Genomic DNA, 17,445 nt, shown 5'->3' with positions numbered 1-17,445 from the left:
CAGAAACCAAAGGAGTTACCCCATGACTTACAAGCGCTTGAACAAAGACGACGCGGTTGTCCTGCTGGTCGATCACCAGACCGGCCTGATTTCTCTGGTGCAGGATTTCTCCCCCAACGAATTCAAGAACAACGTGCTGGCCCTGGCCGACGTGGCGAAGTTCTTCAACCTGCCGACCATCCTGACCACCAGTTTTGAAGGCGGCCCCAACGGCCCACTGGTGCCAGAGCTCAAGGCACTGTTTCCGGATGCGCCGTACATCGCCCGCCCTGGCCAGATCAACGCCTGGGACAACGAAGATTTCGTCAAGGCCGTCAAGGCGACCGGTCGCAAGCAGATCATCATTGCCGGCGTGGTCACGGATGTATGCGTAGCCTTCCCGACCCTGTGCGCCCTCGACGAAGGGTTCGAGGTATTCGTGGTCACCGACGCCTCCGGCACCTTCAATGAAACCGTGCAACAAGCCGCCTGGGCACGTATGACTGCCGCCGGCGCACAGTTGGTGAACTGGTTCTCGGTGGCCTGCGAGCTGCAGGTTGACTGGCGCAACGACATGGAAGGCCTGGCCAACCTGTTGTCGCCGCGCATTCCCAACTACCGCAACCTGATGAACAGCTACTCGGCGTTCACCGCCAAGTAAGCAGGTCTGCCAGATGTAGGCAGTCTCCTGTGGGAGGGGGCTTGCTCCCGATGGCGGTGTGTCAGTCACAGCACTTTTGACTGATGCACCGCCATCGGGAGCAAGCCCCCTCCCACATTTGATTGTGTTCCCATATTAGGTTTGTGGTGTGGCCGCTGAAAGGCTATAAATCAGCCATCGTCCACCGAGAAGCGACAATGAACCCTTTCGAAGACATGCGCCTGTTCTGCCAGGTCATGGAGTCCGGCAGTTTCACCGCTGCCGCCGAGCAACTGGGCCTGTCCAAGCAATTCGTCAGCCGCCGCCTGATCCAGCTGGAAGAGCGCCTCGGCGTGCGTCTGCTCAATCGCTCTACCCGGCGCCTGGATGTCACGCCTTTGGGGCAGAGCTACTACGAATCCGCCCTGCGCCTGCTCGGTGAAGTCGAGCAAGTGGAGCAGGGCATCGCCGGCCAGAACAGCGAGCCGCGTGGCACCATCCGCCTCAGCGCGCCGTTGTCATTCGCCATGGCTCACCTGGGCTGCCTGCTGCCGTTGTTCCTGCAACGTCATCCGCAGGTGTCGGTGGAAGTCGACCTGAGCGACCGCCCGGTAGACTTGATCGGCGAGGGCTACGACCTGGTGCTGCGCATCGGCACCCTGGAAGATTCCACCCTGATTGCCCGCCGGATCGCCAGCGTGCAGCGGGTGTACTGCGCCAGCCCCGATTACCTGGCGCTGCGGGGTACGCCGTTGAAACCCGAGGACCTGACCGCGCACGCCTGCCTGCCCTATGGCCATGGTCGCCAGGTGCAATGGCGCTTCAAAGGCAAGTTGCAGGGGTTGAACGTCAGTGGGCGTATGCGCGTGAATAACGGCGAGTTGTTGCGTGATACCGCCATCGCCGGGCTGGGGGTGACCTACCTGCCGACCTTTATCGTCGCGGAGGCGTTGAAAGATGGGCGCCTGGTGACACTGCTGGACGACTTCGCCCCCGAAGCACTGACCCTGTCGGCGGTATATCCCCAGCACCGGCAAAGCTCACGGCCGGTGCAGGCGCTGGTGGAGTTTTTGCGCGAACGCCTGGCTAGCGGCTGTTGAACAGCTGGCGGATCAGGTTCGGTGTGCTGCCGGTCCAGCGCTTGAACGAACGCCGGAAGTTCGCCGCATCGTTGAAGTTCAGGTACGTCGCCACCTCATCATTGCTGTAGCCCTTGAGCTGATACAGGTGCAACGCCACCTGTTTGCGTACCCGGTCCACTTGCTGTTGAAAACCGGTGTCATGCTTGCTCAACTTGCGCTTGAGGGTCGCCGGGCTCATGGCGAAGGCCTGGGCCGCCTGTTCCAGGCTGGGCGGCTGGCGTACCAGGTCGCGCAGGTAGTCGTAGAGACAGTCGAGAAAGCTGCCAGCAAAACCCAGCTGTTCGATCTGCTCGCGGGCCTGCCGACGCGCAACCTGACCGGCCGTGGCCGAGGCGCCAGGCCAGGGGCGGGTGAGGTATTCACGCGGGATGCTCATCATGTCCAGCGGGCGCTCAAAATGCGTGTCTTCGCCCAGGTGAACCCAGTACTGCTCGATATAACGCGGCTCGGCATGGCTGAAACTGCATGCCCACGGCAGGCGCTCGCCGCTCAGCCATTGGCTCATGGCAACCAGCGAGGTCATGCTGGCTTCCAGCAGGAAACGCCAATGCTCGCCGGCGCCGCAACTGTCCAGCCAGTACAGGTAGGCGTGATGCTCATCCAGCTCCAGTTGCAGGGTGGCCAACGGGCTGAGCAGCACCTGTTGCTGGATCAGGATCTCCACGGCCTGGTGCAGGTTTTGCGCATGGCCTAGGGCGTGGCTGGCGGCGCCGTAATAGCCCGGCAGCAGACGCTGGCCAAACAAGAAGCTGCTGTCGTCGGCGTCCAATAACTTGCGGCTGTTGCCGATCAGGCCGAAGAACTGTTGCGGGCTCAGGTGCGCGGTGCCGGCCAGGATGTCCTCGTGAAACAGGCCGGTGCCGCGCAGCAGGCGATGGCTGTCGATGTCGCGGGACAAGGCCAGGTCGATCAGCGTGGCGGGTTGGTAATGCCCTGGGATGAAGCGGCTGTCGGCTTCATACCAGCTGGTTTTCACGGCCATCTCAGGCACTTTTCGCAAGCGGTTGCTTGGCCCTGGCCAACGCCAGGTTCAGGCGCTTGAGCAAGTCCTGGGACGGTTCTTCAAGGGCCATGACTACGGCGGTGGTCGCGGCCAGTTGCAGGCGTTCGCCTTGTTGCCGGGTCTTGTGGGCCAGGCCGAGCACTGCCTGCTGCAACTCCAGCGCCAGCTCCCTGGCCTGGCGTTCACCGGTATTGGGCAGCAGTACCACAAAGCGGTCACCGGCCAGGCGGCACAGCAGGTCCTGGCGGCGCAGGTTGAGCAGCAGCAAATGGCTGAGGGCCTGCAGCACCGCGTCACCCTCGGCATGCCCGTAGGCCTGGTTGATGGCGGCAAAGTTGTCCAGATCCAGGGCGAGCAGCGACAGCGGTTGTTGCTGGTCGCGACTGTCTTGCAGGCTGCCGGCCAACTGGCGCTTGAGATAGTCAGCGCCGGCCAGCGGCGTGAGTTTGTCGAACAGCCGATGCTCACGGAACAGCCGCTCGCGTTTTTCCATCTGCGCGCTGATCGCCAGTTGTTCGCGGTGCCAGTGGTAGATGCCGATGGTCAGCAGGACCATGCCCACCGGCATCGGCCCGGACTCCAGCCAATGGTCCCAGGTGATGCTGTCGGGCAGGCGGATAAACTCGTCGAGGCTGTCGATCCACCAGGAGAAAAAGATGCACGACAGGCCCAGCGCCAGGTAGTTGGTGACGCGCCCTGCGGGGCGGCTTTTGAGCACTAGTCCCAGCCATACCAGGGCGAGCAGGGCGGAACCGCCTTCGCCGACAATATCCAGCCACACCCATTCACTGACGCTTTTCAATTCGCCACAGGCCAGGTGCAGGATCAGCCCGAGATTGGCGGCGACCAGCAGCAACGAGAGTTTCCAGCGGTGGGGCTTGAGCACGCAAAACATGGCCGCGAGTCCTTGGGCAAATGAGCGATGGGCGCCAGCACAGCAGATGGATGTGACCGTTGGATGACGGTGGGCGAGGGTCGAATCAGCTCATCTCACAGGCAACAAAGATTAAACATGTGGTAGGGGGCTTGCTCCCGATGACGGTGTATCAGTCAGCTTATTTGTAGCTGACACACCGCTATCGGGGGCAAGCCCCCCTCCCACATGAGAACTGCTGAGGTCATATCAGCTCATTCCAAGCCAATAATCCGTGTAAACCTGCGGTTTACGGACATGACCACTCAATGCTGTCACAGAACCGTCATCCCCCACCCCTAGCGTGCCCTCCCAGTTGCCGGGCCCTCTTGCCTGGCGCCAATGGATTCTTGGGGAGGATTGCATGTACAAGCGCACCGGGCTCGTCAGCTTCACGCTTACCGCCTTGGCCCTGGCGATGGCCAGCGAGCGGCTCACGGCGGCCGAGGCGGCCACCACCGAGCATGTCGAAGTGGTCGGCCAGGCCGCTGCCATGGACAGCGCCCTCAAGGAACAACGTTCTTCCGACAGCATCAGGAGCGTGATACATGCCGACGGGGTAGCCCAATTACCGGATGAAAACGTCGCCGAAGCGGTGCAGCGCCTACCGGGCATCAGTGTGGAACGCGACCAGGGCGAAGGGCGTTTTGTCAGCGTGCGCGGCCTGGGCCCGGACCTCAACAGCGTCACCATCAACGGCACCCTGGTGCCCGCGCCGGAGAGCGAACGCCGCGCCGTGGCCCTCGATGTACTGCCCTCTGAGTTGGTGCAATCGCTGTCGGTGATCAAGACCCTGACCCCGGACATGGACGCCAACTCACTCGGCGGCACCGTGGATGTGAAGAGCCTGTCGGCGTTCGATCACAAGGGCCTGTTCTATACCGGTAGCACCGAAGCCAGCTACGACAAGAACACTCGCCAGACCAGCCCGAAATTCTCCGGTGCCGCCAGTAACCGCTTCAGCCTCGGCGATGGCATCGATAACTTCGGCGTGGCCGCAGCGCTGAGCTGGCAGAAGCGCGACTTCGGTTCGGATAACGTCGAGACCGGTGGCGCCTGGGATTTCACCGACGGCGCCAGGCTCAACGAGTTCGAACAGCGCGACTACGACATCAGCCGCGAACGCGCAGGTGGCGGCCTGAACTTCGACTACAAGCCCGACGACCTCAGCAGCTATTACCTGCGTAGCCTCTACAGCCGCTACAAGGACACCGAAACCCGCAACGCCGCCAGCCTCGAATTTGCCGACCCGCAAGCGCCTGGTGAACTGGGCGATGCCGAGGGCAAGCGCAAGCTGAAAAACCGTGAGGAAACCCAGCAGATCCAATCCTATGTGTTTGGCGGCGAACGCATGCTGGGCCTGTGGACCCTCAGCGGCCAGGCCGGCTACAGCCAGTCCAGCGAAGATAGCCCGGCGCACATTGCGGGCGCCACCTTCGACGGCGGCGACTTCGCCAACAGCGGTTTCTATGACAAGGACAAACCCCGTCCGATCATCGGCAGCGGCTTCTACGACGCCAGCAATTTCAGCCTCGACAAGGTCGATTGGGAGAAACAGTACACAAAGGACACCGAGAAAAACCTGCGCCTGGACCTGGCCCGTGACTATGACCTGAGTGGCTATGCCTCCCAGTTCAAGTTCGGTGGCAAGGCCAGCCGCCGCAACAAGGACAACGACTTGGAGGCCTGGGTCTATAAGGACCTGGATCAGCAAGGTCTCAGTGATGAACAGCTCAACCTCACGCAGTTCCAGAAGGGCAGTGTCGACTACCGTCTCGGCCGATATGGCCCAGGTATCAGCGCGGGCAACATCCGCCAGCTGATTGGCGGCCTCAATCGGGATGATTTCTACGACCCCACCGAGTCCAGGGTCAACGACTTCACCATCCGCGAAGATATCAACGCCGGCTACCTGATGAACACCGTCGATATCGACGACTGGCGGTTCATCGCCGGGATGCGTTACGAGGGCACCGAGTTCGAAGCCAAGGGCACCGGCGCCACCGACGGCCAGTTCAGCGCCACAGAGACCAAGCGGCGTTATCACCATTGGTTGCCGGGCCTGCACGCACGCTATCAGATCGATAAGAACACCCAGGTGCGCGCCGCCTGGACCAAATCCGTGGTGCGCCCAACATTCGGCCAGCTGGCGCCGGGTTTCGTGATCGACGATGACGAAGCCACCTTCGGCAACCCGGACCTCAAACCCCTGGAATCGAGCAACCTGGACCTGGGCATCGAACACTTCATGGGCCGTGCCGGCACCGTATCGGCGTTCGTGTTCTACAAGGACATACAGAACTTCGTCTACAACACCGACGTGGCCGGCACGGGTGCCTGGGCCAACTTCTCCGAGGCCCACACCTACGCCAACGGCGACAGCGCCAAACTCTACGGCCTGGAGCTGGCCTACTCACAGAAGTTCGACTGGCTGCCCGCGCCGTGGAATGGCTTGCTGGTCGGTGCCAACAGCACCTTCAGCCGCTCCAGCGCGGATATCGAAGGTTTCGACAGCGCCAGCGGGCGCAACCGCAAGCGCAGCATCAGCCTGCCCAACCAGTCGGACACGGTCGGCAACCTGATGCTTGGCTGGGAAGACGACAAGCTCAGCCTGCGCCTGTCGGCCAACTACAAATCGGCCTACCTGTATGAACTGGCCTCGATCAACGACAAGGCCCATGACCTGCACGTCGACGCGCAGACCTTCGTCGACTTCAGTGCGCGCTACTCGGTGACCAAGAACCTGCAAGTCAGCTTCGAGGCCCAGAACCTCACTGATGAGTCGTACTTCGTCTACACCGGCCACCGCAGCTACAACGGCCAGTACGAAGAGTACGGCCCCACTTACAAGCTGGGCCTGACCTTCACCCATTTCTAAACCGCACCTGGATTCCAATGTGGGAGGGGGCTTGCTCCCGATAGCGGTGTGTCAGCCTCCATTGTATTCACTGAACCACTGCCATCGGGAGCAAGCCCCCTCCCATATTGGATCTTTATCGTATTCGAAGGATTTGCCTGTTCATGAGAATTTCCAAGCTGTACCTGTTGATCGCGCTGGTCACCGGCGCCAATGCATTCGCCACCGACCTGGCCCTGTCGCCTTGGGCGCCGAGCCTGAATGCCGAAGCCGTGGCCTTTTTGCCCAACGCCACCGAGCGCCTGGCCGCCGGTACCCGCGACGGGCTACAACTGCTCGACAGCCAGGGCGCTGAACTGGCGCGCTTCAAAGGCAATTTCACCAGCCTCGATACCCGCGTCACAGGCGCCCAGGTACTGGTCGCCAGCCTCGACAACGACCGCCAACAGGCGTTGCTGATCAGCCTGGACACCGCCAGCAAAAAATGGGGCAAGCCCCTGTACCTGCCAACCCGCGACTACTCGGTGAATGGCCTGTGCCTTTATCGCGATTCGGTGGCCAACCTGTTCGTATTCCTGGTGGGCGAAGAAGGCAAGGGCGAGCAATGGCTGGTGGGCAACGGCGCGACGCTGCTCGCCGAACCCCAGCGTGTACGCGGTTTGCCGCTGCCGCCATCGGCGCAATTCTGCCAGGTGGACGACGCCACCCAGCAGTTGGTGGTCAATGAAGAGAATGTCGGCTGGTGGGCCTACCCAGCGCACCCGGAAGCCGATGTGAAACGCACACCGGTGGCGCTGTTCGATGACTCCAAGCGCCAAGCCGGGGCCATGGCGCTGGTGCCGGGTGGCATGGTTGCGCTGGACCCGAAGAGCGCCCAGTTGCACCTGTTCCAGCACGCCGGCGAGCGCTGGCTGGAGGAAGTGAGCCTGAGCCTGCCGGGGCTCAAAGAACCGCAGCAACTGGCGATCAATGGCCGCCAGCTGCTGGTGCGCGATGACGACAGTGGCAAGCTCTACCAGGCCAGGCTCGACTGGCAGGCCAAGCCCGTCGCGGCCGCACCGACGCTGCCGGAAGTCGCGGCCTTGCGCCAGAGCGATCCGGTTGGCCGCCAGGGCGATGCGGCGGACGACCCGGCGATCTGGATTCACCCCCAGACACCGGCCAGCAGCCGTGTGCTCGGCACCAACAAAAAACAGGGCCTGCTCGCCTATGACCTCGACGGCAAGCTGTTGCAGGAGCTGGCGGTGGGCCGTCTGAATAACGTTGATGTGCGTTCCAACTTCAAGCTCGGCGCACAAACGGTCGACCTGGCCGTGGCGAGCAACCGCGACCGCAACAGCCTGAGCCTGTTCAGCATCGACCGTCAGAGCGGCGAGCTGCGTGAAGCCGGTGAAGTGCCCACGCCGCTCAAGGATATCTATGGCATTTGCCTGTTCCAGCCCGCCAGCGGCGAGATCTACGCGATTGCCAACGGCAAGGACGGCACCTTCCTGCAATACCGTCTCAGCGCGCCGCACGGGCGTGCGCAAGGCGAGTTGGTGCGCCAGTTCAAGGTCGACAGCCAACCCGAAGGCTGCGTGGCCGACGATCAGCGCCAGCGCCTGTTTATCGGTGAGGAAGACGTCGGTGTATGGGCGGTGGATGCACGCGCCGACCAGCCGGCAACGTTGACCAGCGTGATCAAGGTCGGCCCGCAGCTGCATGCGGATGTCGAGGGCCTGGCGCTGTACCAGAGCGATCAGCGTGACTATCTGGTGATCTCCAGCCAGGGCAATGACAGCTACCTGGTGGTGGACGCCGAACCGCCGTTTGCCGTGCACGGTGCCCTGCGCGTTGGCTTGAATGCCGCCGGCGGCATCGATGGTGCCTCCGAAACCGACGGCCTCGAGGTCACGGCCGTCAACCTGGGCGGGCCATGGAGCCAGGGCATGCTGGTAGTGCAGGACGGGCGCAAGCGCATGCCCGAGCAAACCCAGAACTTCAAGTTCGTACCCTGGGCTGAGGTAGCCCGCGCCTTGAAGTTGCCTTGAGCCTGTCATCAGGCAGTCATTCATTTTCAATCGAATAGGAGCTTCACCATGCACGCGACGATGGAACATATGACGATCTGGGGGTTGATCAGCGACGCCAGCCTGTTGGTCAAGGCGGTCATGCTGACCTTGCTGTTGGCGTCCTTGCTCAGTTGGTACCTGATAATCCAGCGCGGCAGTGTGCTGCGCCGCCTGGAACGGCAGTTGAACGGTTTCGTGCAGCGTTTTCGTGCCGCGCCGGATTTGCCGGCGCTGTCCCGTGAGATCCAACAGGCGGGCGAGGGCGGCATTGCGCCGATCTTTATCGCCGGGGTCCAGGAATACCAGCACTTGCACAGTCATGACCCGGCTGTGCTCGAAGGCGTTGAGCGCGCCTTGCAGGTAGCGATCACCGAGCAGGAAATCGAGCTGGAAAAGGGCTTGCAATTTCTCGCCACCGTGGGATCGGTCAGCCCGTACATCGGCTTGTTCGGCACGGTATGGGGCATCATGAATTCCTTTATCGGCCTGTCCCAGGTGCAACAGGCCACGCTGTCCACCGTCGCGCCGGGCATCGCCGAAGCCTTGATTGCCACGGCCATCGGCCTGTTTGCGGCCATCCCCGCGGTGATCGCCTATAACCGCTTCGCGGCCCGCGGCCAGACACTGCTGACCCGCTACTACGCGTTTGGCAATGAACTGCAAGTGCGCCTGCACCGTTCCCTGCGCGGCACGTCGAGCAACCTGGCCGTGGCCGCCTGAAAGGAGCAATTCCCATGTTAGTCAGGCCGCAACGCAAGCACGGGCCCAAGGCCGAAATGAACGTAGTGCCGTATATCGACGTGATGTTGGTGCTGCTGGTGATCTTCATGGTCACCGCGCCGATGCTGACCCAGGGCGTGAAGATCGAACTGCCCAAGGTCGCCGCCGAGGCACTGGCCACCGACACCCGCCAGCAGATCCTCACGCTGTCGGTCAAGGCCGACGGTGGCTACTACTGGAACCTCGGCGGCGAACTCGATACCCAGCACCAGACCGACAGCGCCGTAAGCCTGGACGAAATGGGCGCCAAGGTCATGCAGGTAGTGGCGGCGCGCAGCGACACCCAGGTGTATATCCGCGCTGACGACAACGCCGGTTATGGCCGGGTGGTCGCGGCCATGGCGGTGTTGCAGAAGGGCGGTGTCAGCAACCTGGGACTGGTGACCGAGGCCCCGCAATGACGGCGATGATCATGCACAACCCCACGCCGGCGATGGCGCCCAGGGATGCTTCGGGGGTTTGGAGAAACAGCCTCGCCGCCGGCCTGGCGGTGGCACTGCATGTGGGCGTGCTGGCCGCGTTGATGATGGCTTGGTCGACGCAAACGCCTGTGGTGGATGCGCCGCGGGTGATGCACACCCAGTTGGTCATGCTGCCCGCTGCGCCCGCGCCTGAACCGCTGGCGGCTACCTCCGCACACCCTGAGCCTGAGCCGGTGCCTGAGCCGGTGCCGGCAAAGCCCAGGGTTGACCCGCAGGTCCAGGTGCAAAAACTCGAGAAAGCCGCCTTGGCGCGTAAACGCGTCGAGGAAAAGAAAGCCGAGCAACAGCAGGAGCGCCTCGCCACCGAACAACGCAACCGTGAGCTCGAACAACAGCGCCTCGATCAGCAACGCCTGGCCGTTGAAAAAGCCCGGGCTGCCATACCTGCGCCAGCCTTCGACAGCCGCCAATATCAACCCCTGAGCAAGGCAGCGCCGGACTATCCCGAGCGCGCCCTGGACAAGAACATTGAAGGCGATTGCACCTTGGAGTACAGCGTCAACATTCAGGGCCGCGTGGAGAATCCCAAGGTATTGGACGGCTGCCACCCACTGTTTATCCGGCCTTCACTGGCGGCGGCGAATACCTTTCGCTACCAGCCGAGGATCGTTGACGGCAAGGCTGTAGCCGTACCGGCAGTGCGCAACACCTTCCACTACCGCATCAAATGACTTCTCGCGGCCAACACAGGACCAATGTGGGAGGGGGAGTGTCCAGGCCAGCGTCTTGAGCGGAGCTGGCACTACAACTGGGACGCACGCTTGGTGTTGAAACTTGGATCGAAGCCCTGGGAGACGTCGATGTGCTTGGGCAGCAGCCCTTCTTTGACATAGGTGTCGGCGGTGGCTTGCAGGCCGCGGACCACGCTGTCGTCAATCGCGACAGGTGACAGGTGGGTGTCCTTGGCCACTTCGATGTGCACGGCCAATGGCAAGCCGGTGATCCTGGCCTGGGCGGCGGCGTATGCATCGGGGTGGGCGTTGGCCCAGGCGTAGGCGCGGTCAACCCGTGCGACAAAGTCGTCCAGTTGCACGCGTTTGTCGGCGATCGCCTGGCCGGTGGCGGCGAAATAGAGGTGATTGCTCAACAGGTTCTTGCCGCTGACCAGCACGCGGGCGTTGCTCTGTGAGGTGACCACGGTGGTGTAGGGGTCCCATGTTGCCCAGGCATCTGCAGTGCCGTTGTCCAGCACCAGCCGCGATTCGGCGGGCAGCAGGAAGATGAAGTGCACATCCTGGGTGCTCAGGCCGGCATCGTTCAGGGCCCTGATTGCCAGGTAGTGCCCGATGGAGCCGCGGCCGGTGACAATTTTCTTGCCCTTGAGATCTGCCGCAGTCTTGATCGGCGAGTCCTTGGGCACCAGCAGTGCGGTGGTGTTACGCCCTTCGGCATGGATGATGCTGATCACTTTGATTGAGGCGCCCGCGCCCAGGGCGAACACATAGGGAGCATCGCCCAGGGCGCCGACATCCACGGCGCCGGCATTCAGCGCTTCGCCCAGGGGCGAAGCCGAGGGGAATTCCGACCACTTGATCTCATAGGGAACGTTTTGGCTTTCGCCAGAAGCGTCCAGCAGTGCCTTGATCGTGGACTTCTGGTTGGCTACGCGCAGCGGTTGCAGGTCGGCTGCCTGGGCGGTGGACAGGCCGAGGGCCAATGCGGCGCCCAGCAGCAGGCGTTTGAATGGGGTGGCGTACAGCATGGGGCAAACTCCAGGCGTTGGATAAAAGGAGATACCTCCGCCTGGAGAAGGGGTCGGATGTCCGTGGGAACGGTGCAGCGGTGGGTCAGATTACATAGAAACCATGGGTGCCGTCGCGGGCCAGTTGCGCGACCAGGCCGAACTCCCAGTCCAGGTAAGCCTGCATGGCTTCCCGTGGGTGGTGGAGTCCAAGGACCGCGCCTGGGCATTGGCCCGCGATGTGCTCGATGAGCAGGTCTCGGATGTGGCGCATTTCTAAGCCTGGCCAACCCTCGACAGCGGCCACAATTGAACTACCTTGATTGACGAGCCTTCCCACTCGGTACTCAAGCATGCGCACGTTATGGACGCGGTATCTGGCGTTGCTGGACAACGACCTGAGCACACAGATCTTCGACAACGTAAAGAACCTGCTGGTGTGCGCACTGTTGTTCGCGGCGGGGACCAATACGCTGGTGGGGCAGCGTGAGTTGTTTATCGGGGTGTTCGCCTCCAACGTCGCCGGTTGGGGGCTGATTATCCTGTCGACGCTATTGATGTTGCTGAACGTCAGTGATGGCATTCGAAGGCTGGCCAAGTTGCGCTATCACTTGGCGCTGCAACTGTTGCTGATCCTGGTGTACGTGGTGGTTGCCGAGCGGGTGGTAGAGATTGTGTGGGGCTACCGCGCCCATTAACGTATCCTGCGCGCCTGGTTTTTTACTGATTCAAACACAGATGACAGGACAAGATATGCAGGCGCTGCTCGAGTCGATTCTCGACGAAGTGCGCCCCCTGATCGGCCTCGGCAAAGTGGCCGACTACATCCCCGCGCTGGCCGACGTGCCGGCCCAGCAACTCGGCATCGCGGTATACGGTAATGACGGCGCAGCTTATTGTGCCGGGGACGCCGACACCCTGTTCTCGGTGCAAAGCATCTCCAAGGTGTTCAGCCTGGTGCAGGCCATCGACCACGGCGGCGAGAGCATCTGGGAACGCCTGGGCCACGAACCGTCGGGCCAGCCATTCAACTCCATGGTGCAACTGGAATTCGAACGCGGCCGCCCGCGCAACCCGTTTATCAATGCCGGCGCCCTGGTGATCTGCGATATCAACCAATCGCGCTTCGCCGTGCCGATCCTGTCGATGCGCGACTTTGTGCGGCGCCTGTCGGGCAACCCGCAGATCCTGGTCAACAGCGTGGTTGCCGAGTCCGAAGCCCAGCATGGCGCACGTAATGCGGCCATGGCCTACCTGATGAAATCCTTCGGCAACTTTCACAACGATGTGGACGCGGTGCTGCACAGCTACTTCAACTACTGCGCCTTGCAGATGAGCTGCCTGGACCTGGCCCGGGCGTTCAGCTTCCTCGCCAACGAAGGCGTGAGTGCCCACAGTGGCGAGCAGATTTTGACAGCGCGTCAGACCAGGCAGGTCAACTCGATCATGGCCACCAGCGGGCTGTATGACGAGGCGGGCAATTTTGCCTATCGCGTCGGGTTGCCGGGCAAGAGTGGGGTAGGTGGCGGGATCGTCGCTGTGGTGCCGGGGCAGTTCACGGTGTGCGTGTGGTCACCGGAGTTGAACGCGGCGGGGAACTCGCTGGCGGGGATGAAGGCGTTGGAATTGTTGAGTGAGCGGATTGGGTGGTCGGTGTTCTGAACACATCACCAAAGCAAAATGTGGGAGGGGGATTGCTCCCGATAGTGGTGTGTCAGCTAGCATATTCTTCACTGACCCACGGCTATCGGGGGCAAGCCCCCTCCCACATTTGGATCTCCAATGGTTTGGAGGTCTTCATACGGTCTTGTCTTTACGCGACTGGGTGGGTTTCATCCAGCACCTTGCCTACCAGTAGCTGCACGCCTTCGAGCATTCGGCAGATACCCAGCGCTACATTGCGGTGGGCGCCGTCGATTTCGAAAGCCAGGTGGGTGGCGATGTCGGTAATGGATGCCAGGTCCTGGGAGGCATTGACCAGCAGGGTTTCAGTGTCGAGGTTGGGGCAGACAGTGAAAAGGGTTTCTGGGGGATTTGGGGTGTTTTTGATCATGGTGAAACTCCGTCGACAAGTGGAGCCGCCAGCGTTCGCGGTCAAACGAAGAGGGTGGCAGCTGTACGCGGGTTGACCGACCGGTTGTCAACGAACCCGGCATACCCGAAGGTATCCCGCGCACAACTGCCGCGACACGATACCTCAGGCACAAAAAAAACGCCTGAAGAGGTGCAGGGCGTAGCAGTTCGTTAACAAGGTCGGACGGTCAAATCCGGCCGCTGAATTGGCAGCGACGGCCCAGAGGTTAGTCAGTGAAGTTCCGATCTACAACCTGAAACAACTGTGGGAAAAGTCTGAGCGGTTGCTCGGTCCCACAGTGGCACAAAGCCCATTCCGCACGGGTTTTGTGTTGTTCGGTCGAGTCGGGGTCAGCTCACATTCAACCGATCCAACAAGCTGTACCAAGCCACCCCAGCCCCAATATAAAACCGCTGCAACCCATGCAACGGCAGCCGCTGCAACGGCGTCACCGGGTAGGCAAACTCTGCATGGCTGTCGCACAGCCGCCCGGCCAGTTGCTGGCCCAGGCTGGTACACAGCGCGATCCCACGCCCATTGCAGCCCAGTGCCAGGGTCAACCCCGGCGCCGGTTCGTGGACATGGGGCATGAAGTCCCGCGTGATCGCGATACGCCCGGCCCAGCGGTAGTCGAATTGCAGCGGTCCCAACTGCGGAAACAGCAGCGCCAGTGAGCGTTCCAGGTGGGCAAAGTCTTCTGGCCCGGTGGGATCGTTGAACAAACCACGGCCCCCCATCAGCAGACGCCCATAGGCGTCTTTACGAAAATACAGCAGCAACCTCTGTGCAGTAGACACGGTTTCCTGGCCGGGCAAGATGCTCTCGGCCGCGTGACCCTTCAATGGCTTGGTGGCGACGATAAAACTGTTGGCCGCCAGCACGCTCTGAGCCATGCCGGGCCAAAGGTTGCTGCTGTAGCCATTGGTCGCCAGCACCACTTGATCGGCCATGACCTGCGCGCCACCCGCTGTCTGCAACTGCCAAGCCGAACCCTGGCGCTGCAACCCTGTCACCGCGCTGTGGCCATGCACCCGCGCACCGGCCGCCAATGCTGCTGCGACCAAGCCACGGGCGTATGCCAAGGGCTGGATCGCGCCGGCACGCCCATCCAGCCAGCCGCCGGCAAACGCCGAGCTGCCCATGCGCGCCGCCACTGCACTGGCATCCAGATGTTGCACCGGCACGCCGCGCCGGGCCCATTGGTCCGCCCGCGCATGCAGCCTGGTCACGCCCCTTTCGTTGTAAGACACCTGCATCCAACCCTTGCGCACCGGGGCGCAATCGATACCATGTCGCTCGATCAGCTTGAATACCAGGTCTGCCGAGCCCGATACCGTGGAGATCAGCGCCTCGGCGCGCTCCGGCCCGTACATCCTTACCAGTTGCTCCGGGTCATATTTGAGCGTGGGGTTGACCTGCCCACCGTTACGCCCCGATGCGCCCCAACCTGGCTCATGGGCTTCCAGTACGCACACGCGCACGCCACGCTCGGCCAGGTGCAGCGCTGTCGACAAGCCGGTATAGCCAGCGCCGACAATCGCCACATCGACCTTCACTGACTCGTTCAGCGCGGGCGTGGGCACTACCGACGGTGCAGTTGCCGACCACAACGACTTCATGACAGGCTCCGCGTGTTGCCGGTGGGGTGCAGCACGCGCCGCAGGAAGTCCTGGGTGCGCGCATGCTGTGGGTTGCCCAGCACTTGCTCGGCGGGGCCGCTTTCGACGATGTAGCCGCCATGCAGGAAGCACACACGGTCGGCTACTTCACGGGCGAAGCCCATTTCGTGGGTGACCACGATCATGGTCATGCCTTCATCGGCGAGCGTGCGCATCACCGCCAGCACATCGCCGACCAGCTCCGGGTCGAGGGCCGAGGTGGGTTCGTCGAACAGCATGGCCTCGGGTTTCATCGCCAGGGCGCGGGCGATGGCCACGCGCTGCTGCTGGCCGCCGGAGAGTTGTTCCGGGTAGGCGTCGGCCTTGGCGCTCAGGCCGACTTTCTCCAGCAGTACCAGGGCTTCCTCGCGCACTTGCCGCGGCGGCTCACCTTTGACGTACACCGGGCCTTCCATCACGTTTTCCAGCACGGTGCGGTGGGGGAACAGATTGAAGCGCTGGAACACCATGCCCATGCGGCTGCGCAGGGTGTGCACCGTCTTGCTGGCGCGCTGCACGGTTTCACCGAACACCTTGATATGGCCGCCGTCGTAGGCTTCCAGTGCATTGATGCAGCGCAGCAGGGTGGATTTGCCCGAGCCCGAGGGGCCGACCAGGCACACCACTTCGCCCTTGGCCACGGCGAGGTCGACGCCGTGCAGCACGCGGTGGTCGCCGTAGTGTTTTTGCAGCTGACGAATCTCGATCATGCTTTTTTCCTCCGGCCCAGGTACTGCTCCATGCGGCGCAGGCCATATACCAGCGGCAAGCTCATCAGCAGGTAGAGCAGGGCGACCAGGGTGTAGACGGTCATGTTCTGGAAGGTCGACGAGGCGATCAGCTGGCCCTGGCGGGTCATCTCCGCCACGGTGATGGTGGACACCAGGGACGAGTCCTTGAGCATCATCACCAAAGTGTTGCCGTAGGGCGGCAGGGCGATGCGAAATGCCTGGGGCAGGATCACCCGGCGCATCATCAGCATCGGGCGCATGCCCAGGGCCTCGGCGGCTTCACGCTGGCCCTGTTCGACGGCAATGATGCCGGTGCGGAAGTTCTCGGCCTGGTACGCCGAGTAGGCGATGCCCATGCCGATCACCCCGGCGTAGAACGCGGTGAGGTGGATGCCCATGTCCGGCAGCACGAAGTAGATGTAGAACAGCTGCACGATGATCGGCAGGCCACGGATCACATTGATGATGGTACTGGCCGCCCACGACAGCGCACGGATCGGCGACAGCTTGAGCAACGCCAGCACCAGGCCGATGGCACTGCTGAGCAGGAACGACAACACCGTGATCTGGATCGTCACCCAGGCGCCTTGCAGCAGGATCGGCAGGAAGTCCTGGGCGTTTTGCAGGAACTCGGCCAAGTTCATGGGCGCGCCTGGGTATCCAGCCCCCATTTCTTGAGAATACTGTCCAGGGTGCCATCGGCCTTGATGCTGGCGATGGCGTTGTTCAGGCGTTCCAGGGTTTCGGCATCGCCCTTGCGCACCACCAGGCACACTTCGCCGACATTGGTGGGCTGGTAGTCAGGCGCCAGTTTCACGCCTTTGAATAGCTTCTGGCGGATCTGGTAAGCCACCACCGGCTGGTCGCCGACGGCGGCCTTGATGCGGCCCAGGGACAGGTCGCGGACCATCTCGCCGATGGAGTCGTAGGTGCGGATTTCCTTGAAAATACCCAGTTTGTTCAATTGGTCGTAGAAGATCGTCCCGGCTTGCACGCCGACCACCTGGTCTTTCAGCGGGGTGAGGTCGGGATAAGTGGCATTGTCATCGGCGCTGACGATCAGGCGTTCACCGTAGGCATACACCGGCGCGCTGAAGTCGACCACCTTGGTGCGCTCTTCGGTCTTGAGCATGCCGGCGGAAATAAAGTCCAGCTTGCCGGAGGTCAGCGACGGGATCAGGGCGGCAAAGTTGGTCTGTTCGATCTGGCTGCTGAACCCACCGGCTTTACCCACGGCTTCGGCCACGTCGACCATCACACCCTGAATGCTATTGCTCTTGATATCGAGGAAGGTAAACGGCGAACCACTGGCCGTTGCCCCGACTTTGTACGAGGACGCACCCTCTGCGTGCGCAACGCTGATACAAAGCGCGGCACATACACCGAAGGCAAGGCGGCGAAACAAGGGCGAAAGACTGTTCATCGGGTTACTCCATAAGGAAAACAGAAGTCAG

The 17,445-nt window shown here is 62.2% G+C and carries 17 protein-coding genes and 1 pseudogene; 9 read left to right on the top strand and 9 right to left on the bottom strand.

The features are described 5' to 3' along the window. The first annotated feature begins 22 nt into the window (after window positions 1-22). Both ycaC and KVH01_RS22955 read left to right on the top strand, forming a co-directional pair. Window positions 23-640, top strand: coding sequence for an isochorismate family cysteine hydrolase YcaC (ycaC, locus tag KVH01_RS22960; protein ID WP_043051487.1), 618 nt, complete (start codon window positions 23-25; stop codon window positions 638-640). 197 nt (window positions 641-837) lie between these two features. Continuing rightward, on the top strand, window positions 838-1,719 hold the full coding sequence (locus KVH01_RS22955; RefSeq protein ID WP_217883023.1) for a LysR family transcriptional regulator: 882 nt from the start codon (window positions 838-840) through the stop codon (window positions 1,717-1,719). Here KVH01_RS22955 and KVH01_RS22950 read toward each other — a convergent pair. Together KVH01_RS22950 and KVH01_RS22945 are read right to left on the bottom strand one after the other, a co-directional pair. Next, window positions 1,706-2,743 (bottom strand): AraC family transcriptional regulator, encoded by a 1,038-nt coding sequence (locus KVH01_RS22950; protein ID WP_217883022.1) that lies wholly within the window; start codon window positions 2,741-2,743, stop codon window positions 1,706-1,708. The genes KVH01_RS22955 and KVH01_RS22950 overlap by 14 nt on opposite strands. Window position 2,744: 1 nt before the next feature. Then, the gene (locus tag KVH01_RS22945) at window positions 2,745-3,659 is read right to left on the bottom strand and encodes a GGDEF domain-containing protein (RefSeq protein WP_217883021.1); all 915 of its coding nucleotides are present in this window, start codon (window positions 3,657-3,659) and stop codon (window positions 2,745-2,747) included. Between the two features lie 382 nt (window positions 3,660-4,041). On the opposite strand from KVH01_RS22945, the gene KVH01_RS22940 reads away from it, so the two are divergent. From KVH01_RS22940 to KVH01_RS22920, 5 genes are all read left to right on the top strand, one after another. Continuing rightward, window positions 4,042-6,555 (top strand): TonB-dependent receptor, encoded by a 2,514-nt coding sequence (locus KVH01_RS22940; protein WP_217883020.1) that lies wholly within the window; start codon window positions 4,042-4,044, stop codon window positions 6,553-6,555. Between the two features lie 143 nt (window positions 6,556-6,698). Beyond that, a complete protein-coding gene (locus KVH01_RS22935; protein ID WP_217883019.1) occupies window positions 6,699-8,564 on the top strand; it encodes a phytase in 1,866 nt (621 codons plus the stop codon). 48 nt (window positions 8,565-8,612) lie between these two features. After that, window positions 8,613-9,305: a protein TolQ gene (gene tolQ, locus KVH01_RS22930; RefSeq protein ID WP_043051366.1), complete on the top strand. Its 693-nt coding sequence runs from the start codon at window positions 8,613-8,615 to the stop codon at window positions 9,303-9,305. Between the two features lie 14 nt (window positions 9,306-9,319). Continuing rightward, window positions 9,320-9,766 (top strand): protein TolR, encoded by a 447-nt coding sequence (tolR, locus tag KVH01_RS22925; RefSeq protein WP_032889397.1) that lies wholly within the window; start codon window positions 9,320-9,322, stop codon window positions 9,764-9,766. Next, window positions 9,763-10,518: an energy transducer TonB gene (locus KVH01_RS22920; protein WP_217883018.1), complete on the top strand. Its 756-nt coding sequence runs from the start codon at window positions 9,763-9,765 to the stop codon at window positions 10,516-10,518. Before tolR ends, KVH01_RS22920 begins: the two co-directional genes overlap by 4 nt. Window positions 10,519-10,589: 71 nt before the next feature. On the opposite strand, the gene KVH01_RS22915 is transcribed toward KVH01_RS22920, so the two are convergent. Together KVH01_RS22915 and KVH01_RS30045 are read right to left on the bottom strand one after the other, a co-directional pair. Beyond that, the gene (locus KVH01_RS22915; protein WP_217883017.1) at window positions 10,590-11,549 is read right to left on the bottom strand and encodes an ABC transporter substrate-binding protein; all 960 of its coding nucleotides are present in this window, start codon (window positions 11,547-11,549) and stop codon (window positions 10,590-10,592) included. Window positions 11,550-11,634: 85 nt separating this feature from the next. After that, a pseudogene (locus KVH01_RS30045) lies at window positions 11,635-11,733 on the bottom strand (hypothetical protein); the annotation flags it as partial. Window positions 11,734-11,881: 148 nt separating this feature from the next. On the opposite strand from KVH01_RS30045, the gene KVH01_RS22905 reads away from it, so the two are divergent. Beyond that, window positions 11,882-12,226, top strand: coding sequence for a hypothetical protein (locus KVH01_RS22905; protein ID WP_057011215.1), 345 nt, complete (start codon window positions 11,882-11,884; stop codon window positions 12,224-12,226). A 55-nt stretch (window positions 12,227-12,281) separates the two neighbouring features. Beyond that, complete coding sequence (gene glsB / locus KVH01_RS22900; RefSeq protein WP_217883016.1) at window positions 12,282-13,190, top strand: glutaminase B; 909 nt, start codon at window positions 12,282-12,284, stop codon at window positions 13,188-13,190. A gap of 151 nt (window positions 13,191-13,341) precedes the next feature. Here glsB and KVH01_RS22895 read toward each other — a convergent pair whose 3' ends face one another. From KVH01_RS22895 to KVH01_RS22875, 5 genes are all read right to left on the bottom strand, one after another. Continuing rightward, window positions 13,342-13,581, bottom strand: a complete 240-nt coding sequence (locus KVH01_RS22895; RefSeq protein WP_217883015.1) for a DUF6124 family protein — start codon at window positions 13,579-13,581, stop codon at window positions 13,342-13,344. A gap of 371 nt (window positions 13,582-13,952) precedes the next feature. Next, the gene (locus KVH01_RS22890) at window positions 13,953-15,221 is read right to left on the bottom strand and encodes an NAD(P)/FAD-dependent oxidoreductase (protein WP_217883014.1); all 1,269 of its coding nucleotides are present in this window, start codon (window positions 15,219-15,221) and stop codon (window positions 13,953-13,955) included. After that, window positions 15,218-15,970, bottom strand: coding sequence for an amino acid ABC transporter ATP-binding protein (locus tag KVH01_RS22885; protein WP_217883013.1), 753 nt, complete (start codon window positions 15,968-15,970; stop codon window positions 15,218-15,220). Before KVH01_RS22885 ends, KVH01_RS22890 begins: the two co-directional genes overlap by 4 nt. Further along, the gene (locus KVH01_RS22880) at window positions 15,967-16,635 is read right to left on the bottom strand and encodes an amino acid ABC transporter permease (RefSeq protein ID WP_043051693.1); all 669 of its coding nucleotides are present in this window, start codon (window positions 16,633-16,635) and stop codon (window positions 15,967-15,969) included. The genes KVH01_RS22885 and KVH01_RS22880 overlap by 4 nt, the downstream gene beginning before the upstream one ends. Next, on the bottom strand, window positions 16,632-17,414 hold the full coding sequence (locus KVH01_RS22875; RefSeq protein ID WP_217883012.1) for an ABC transporter substrate-binding protein: 783 nt from the start codon (window positions 17,412-17,414) through the stop codon (window positions 16,632-16,634). Before KVH01_RS22875 ends, KVH01_RS22880 begins: the two co-directional genes overlap by 4 nt. Window positions 17,415-17,445: the final 31 nt, after the last annotated feature.

Origin of the sequence: Pseudomonas khavaziana (assembly GCF_019145205.1) — a bacterium.
GTDB classification, from domain to species: Bacteria; Pseudomonadota; Gammaproteobacteria; order Pseudomonadales; family Pseudomonadaceae; genus Aquipseudomonas; species Aquipseudomonas khavaziana.
The sequence above is the reverse complement of the archived record's forward strand: the minus strand, read 5'-3'. Positions and strand labels throughout refer to the sequence as shown.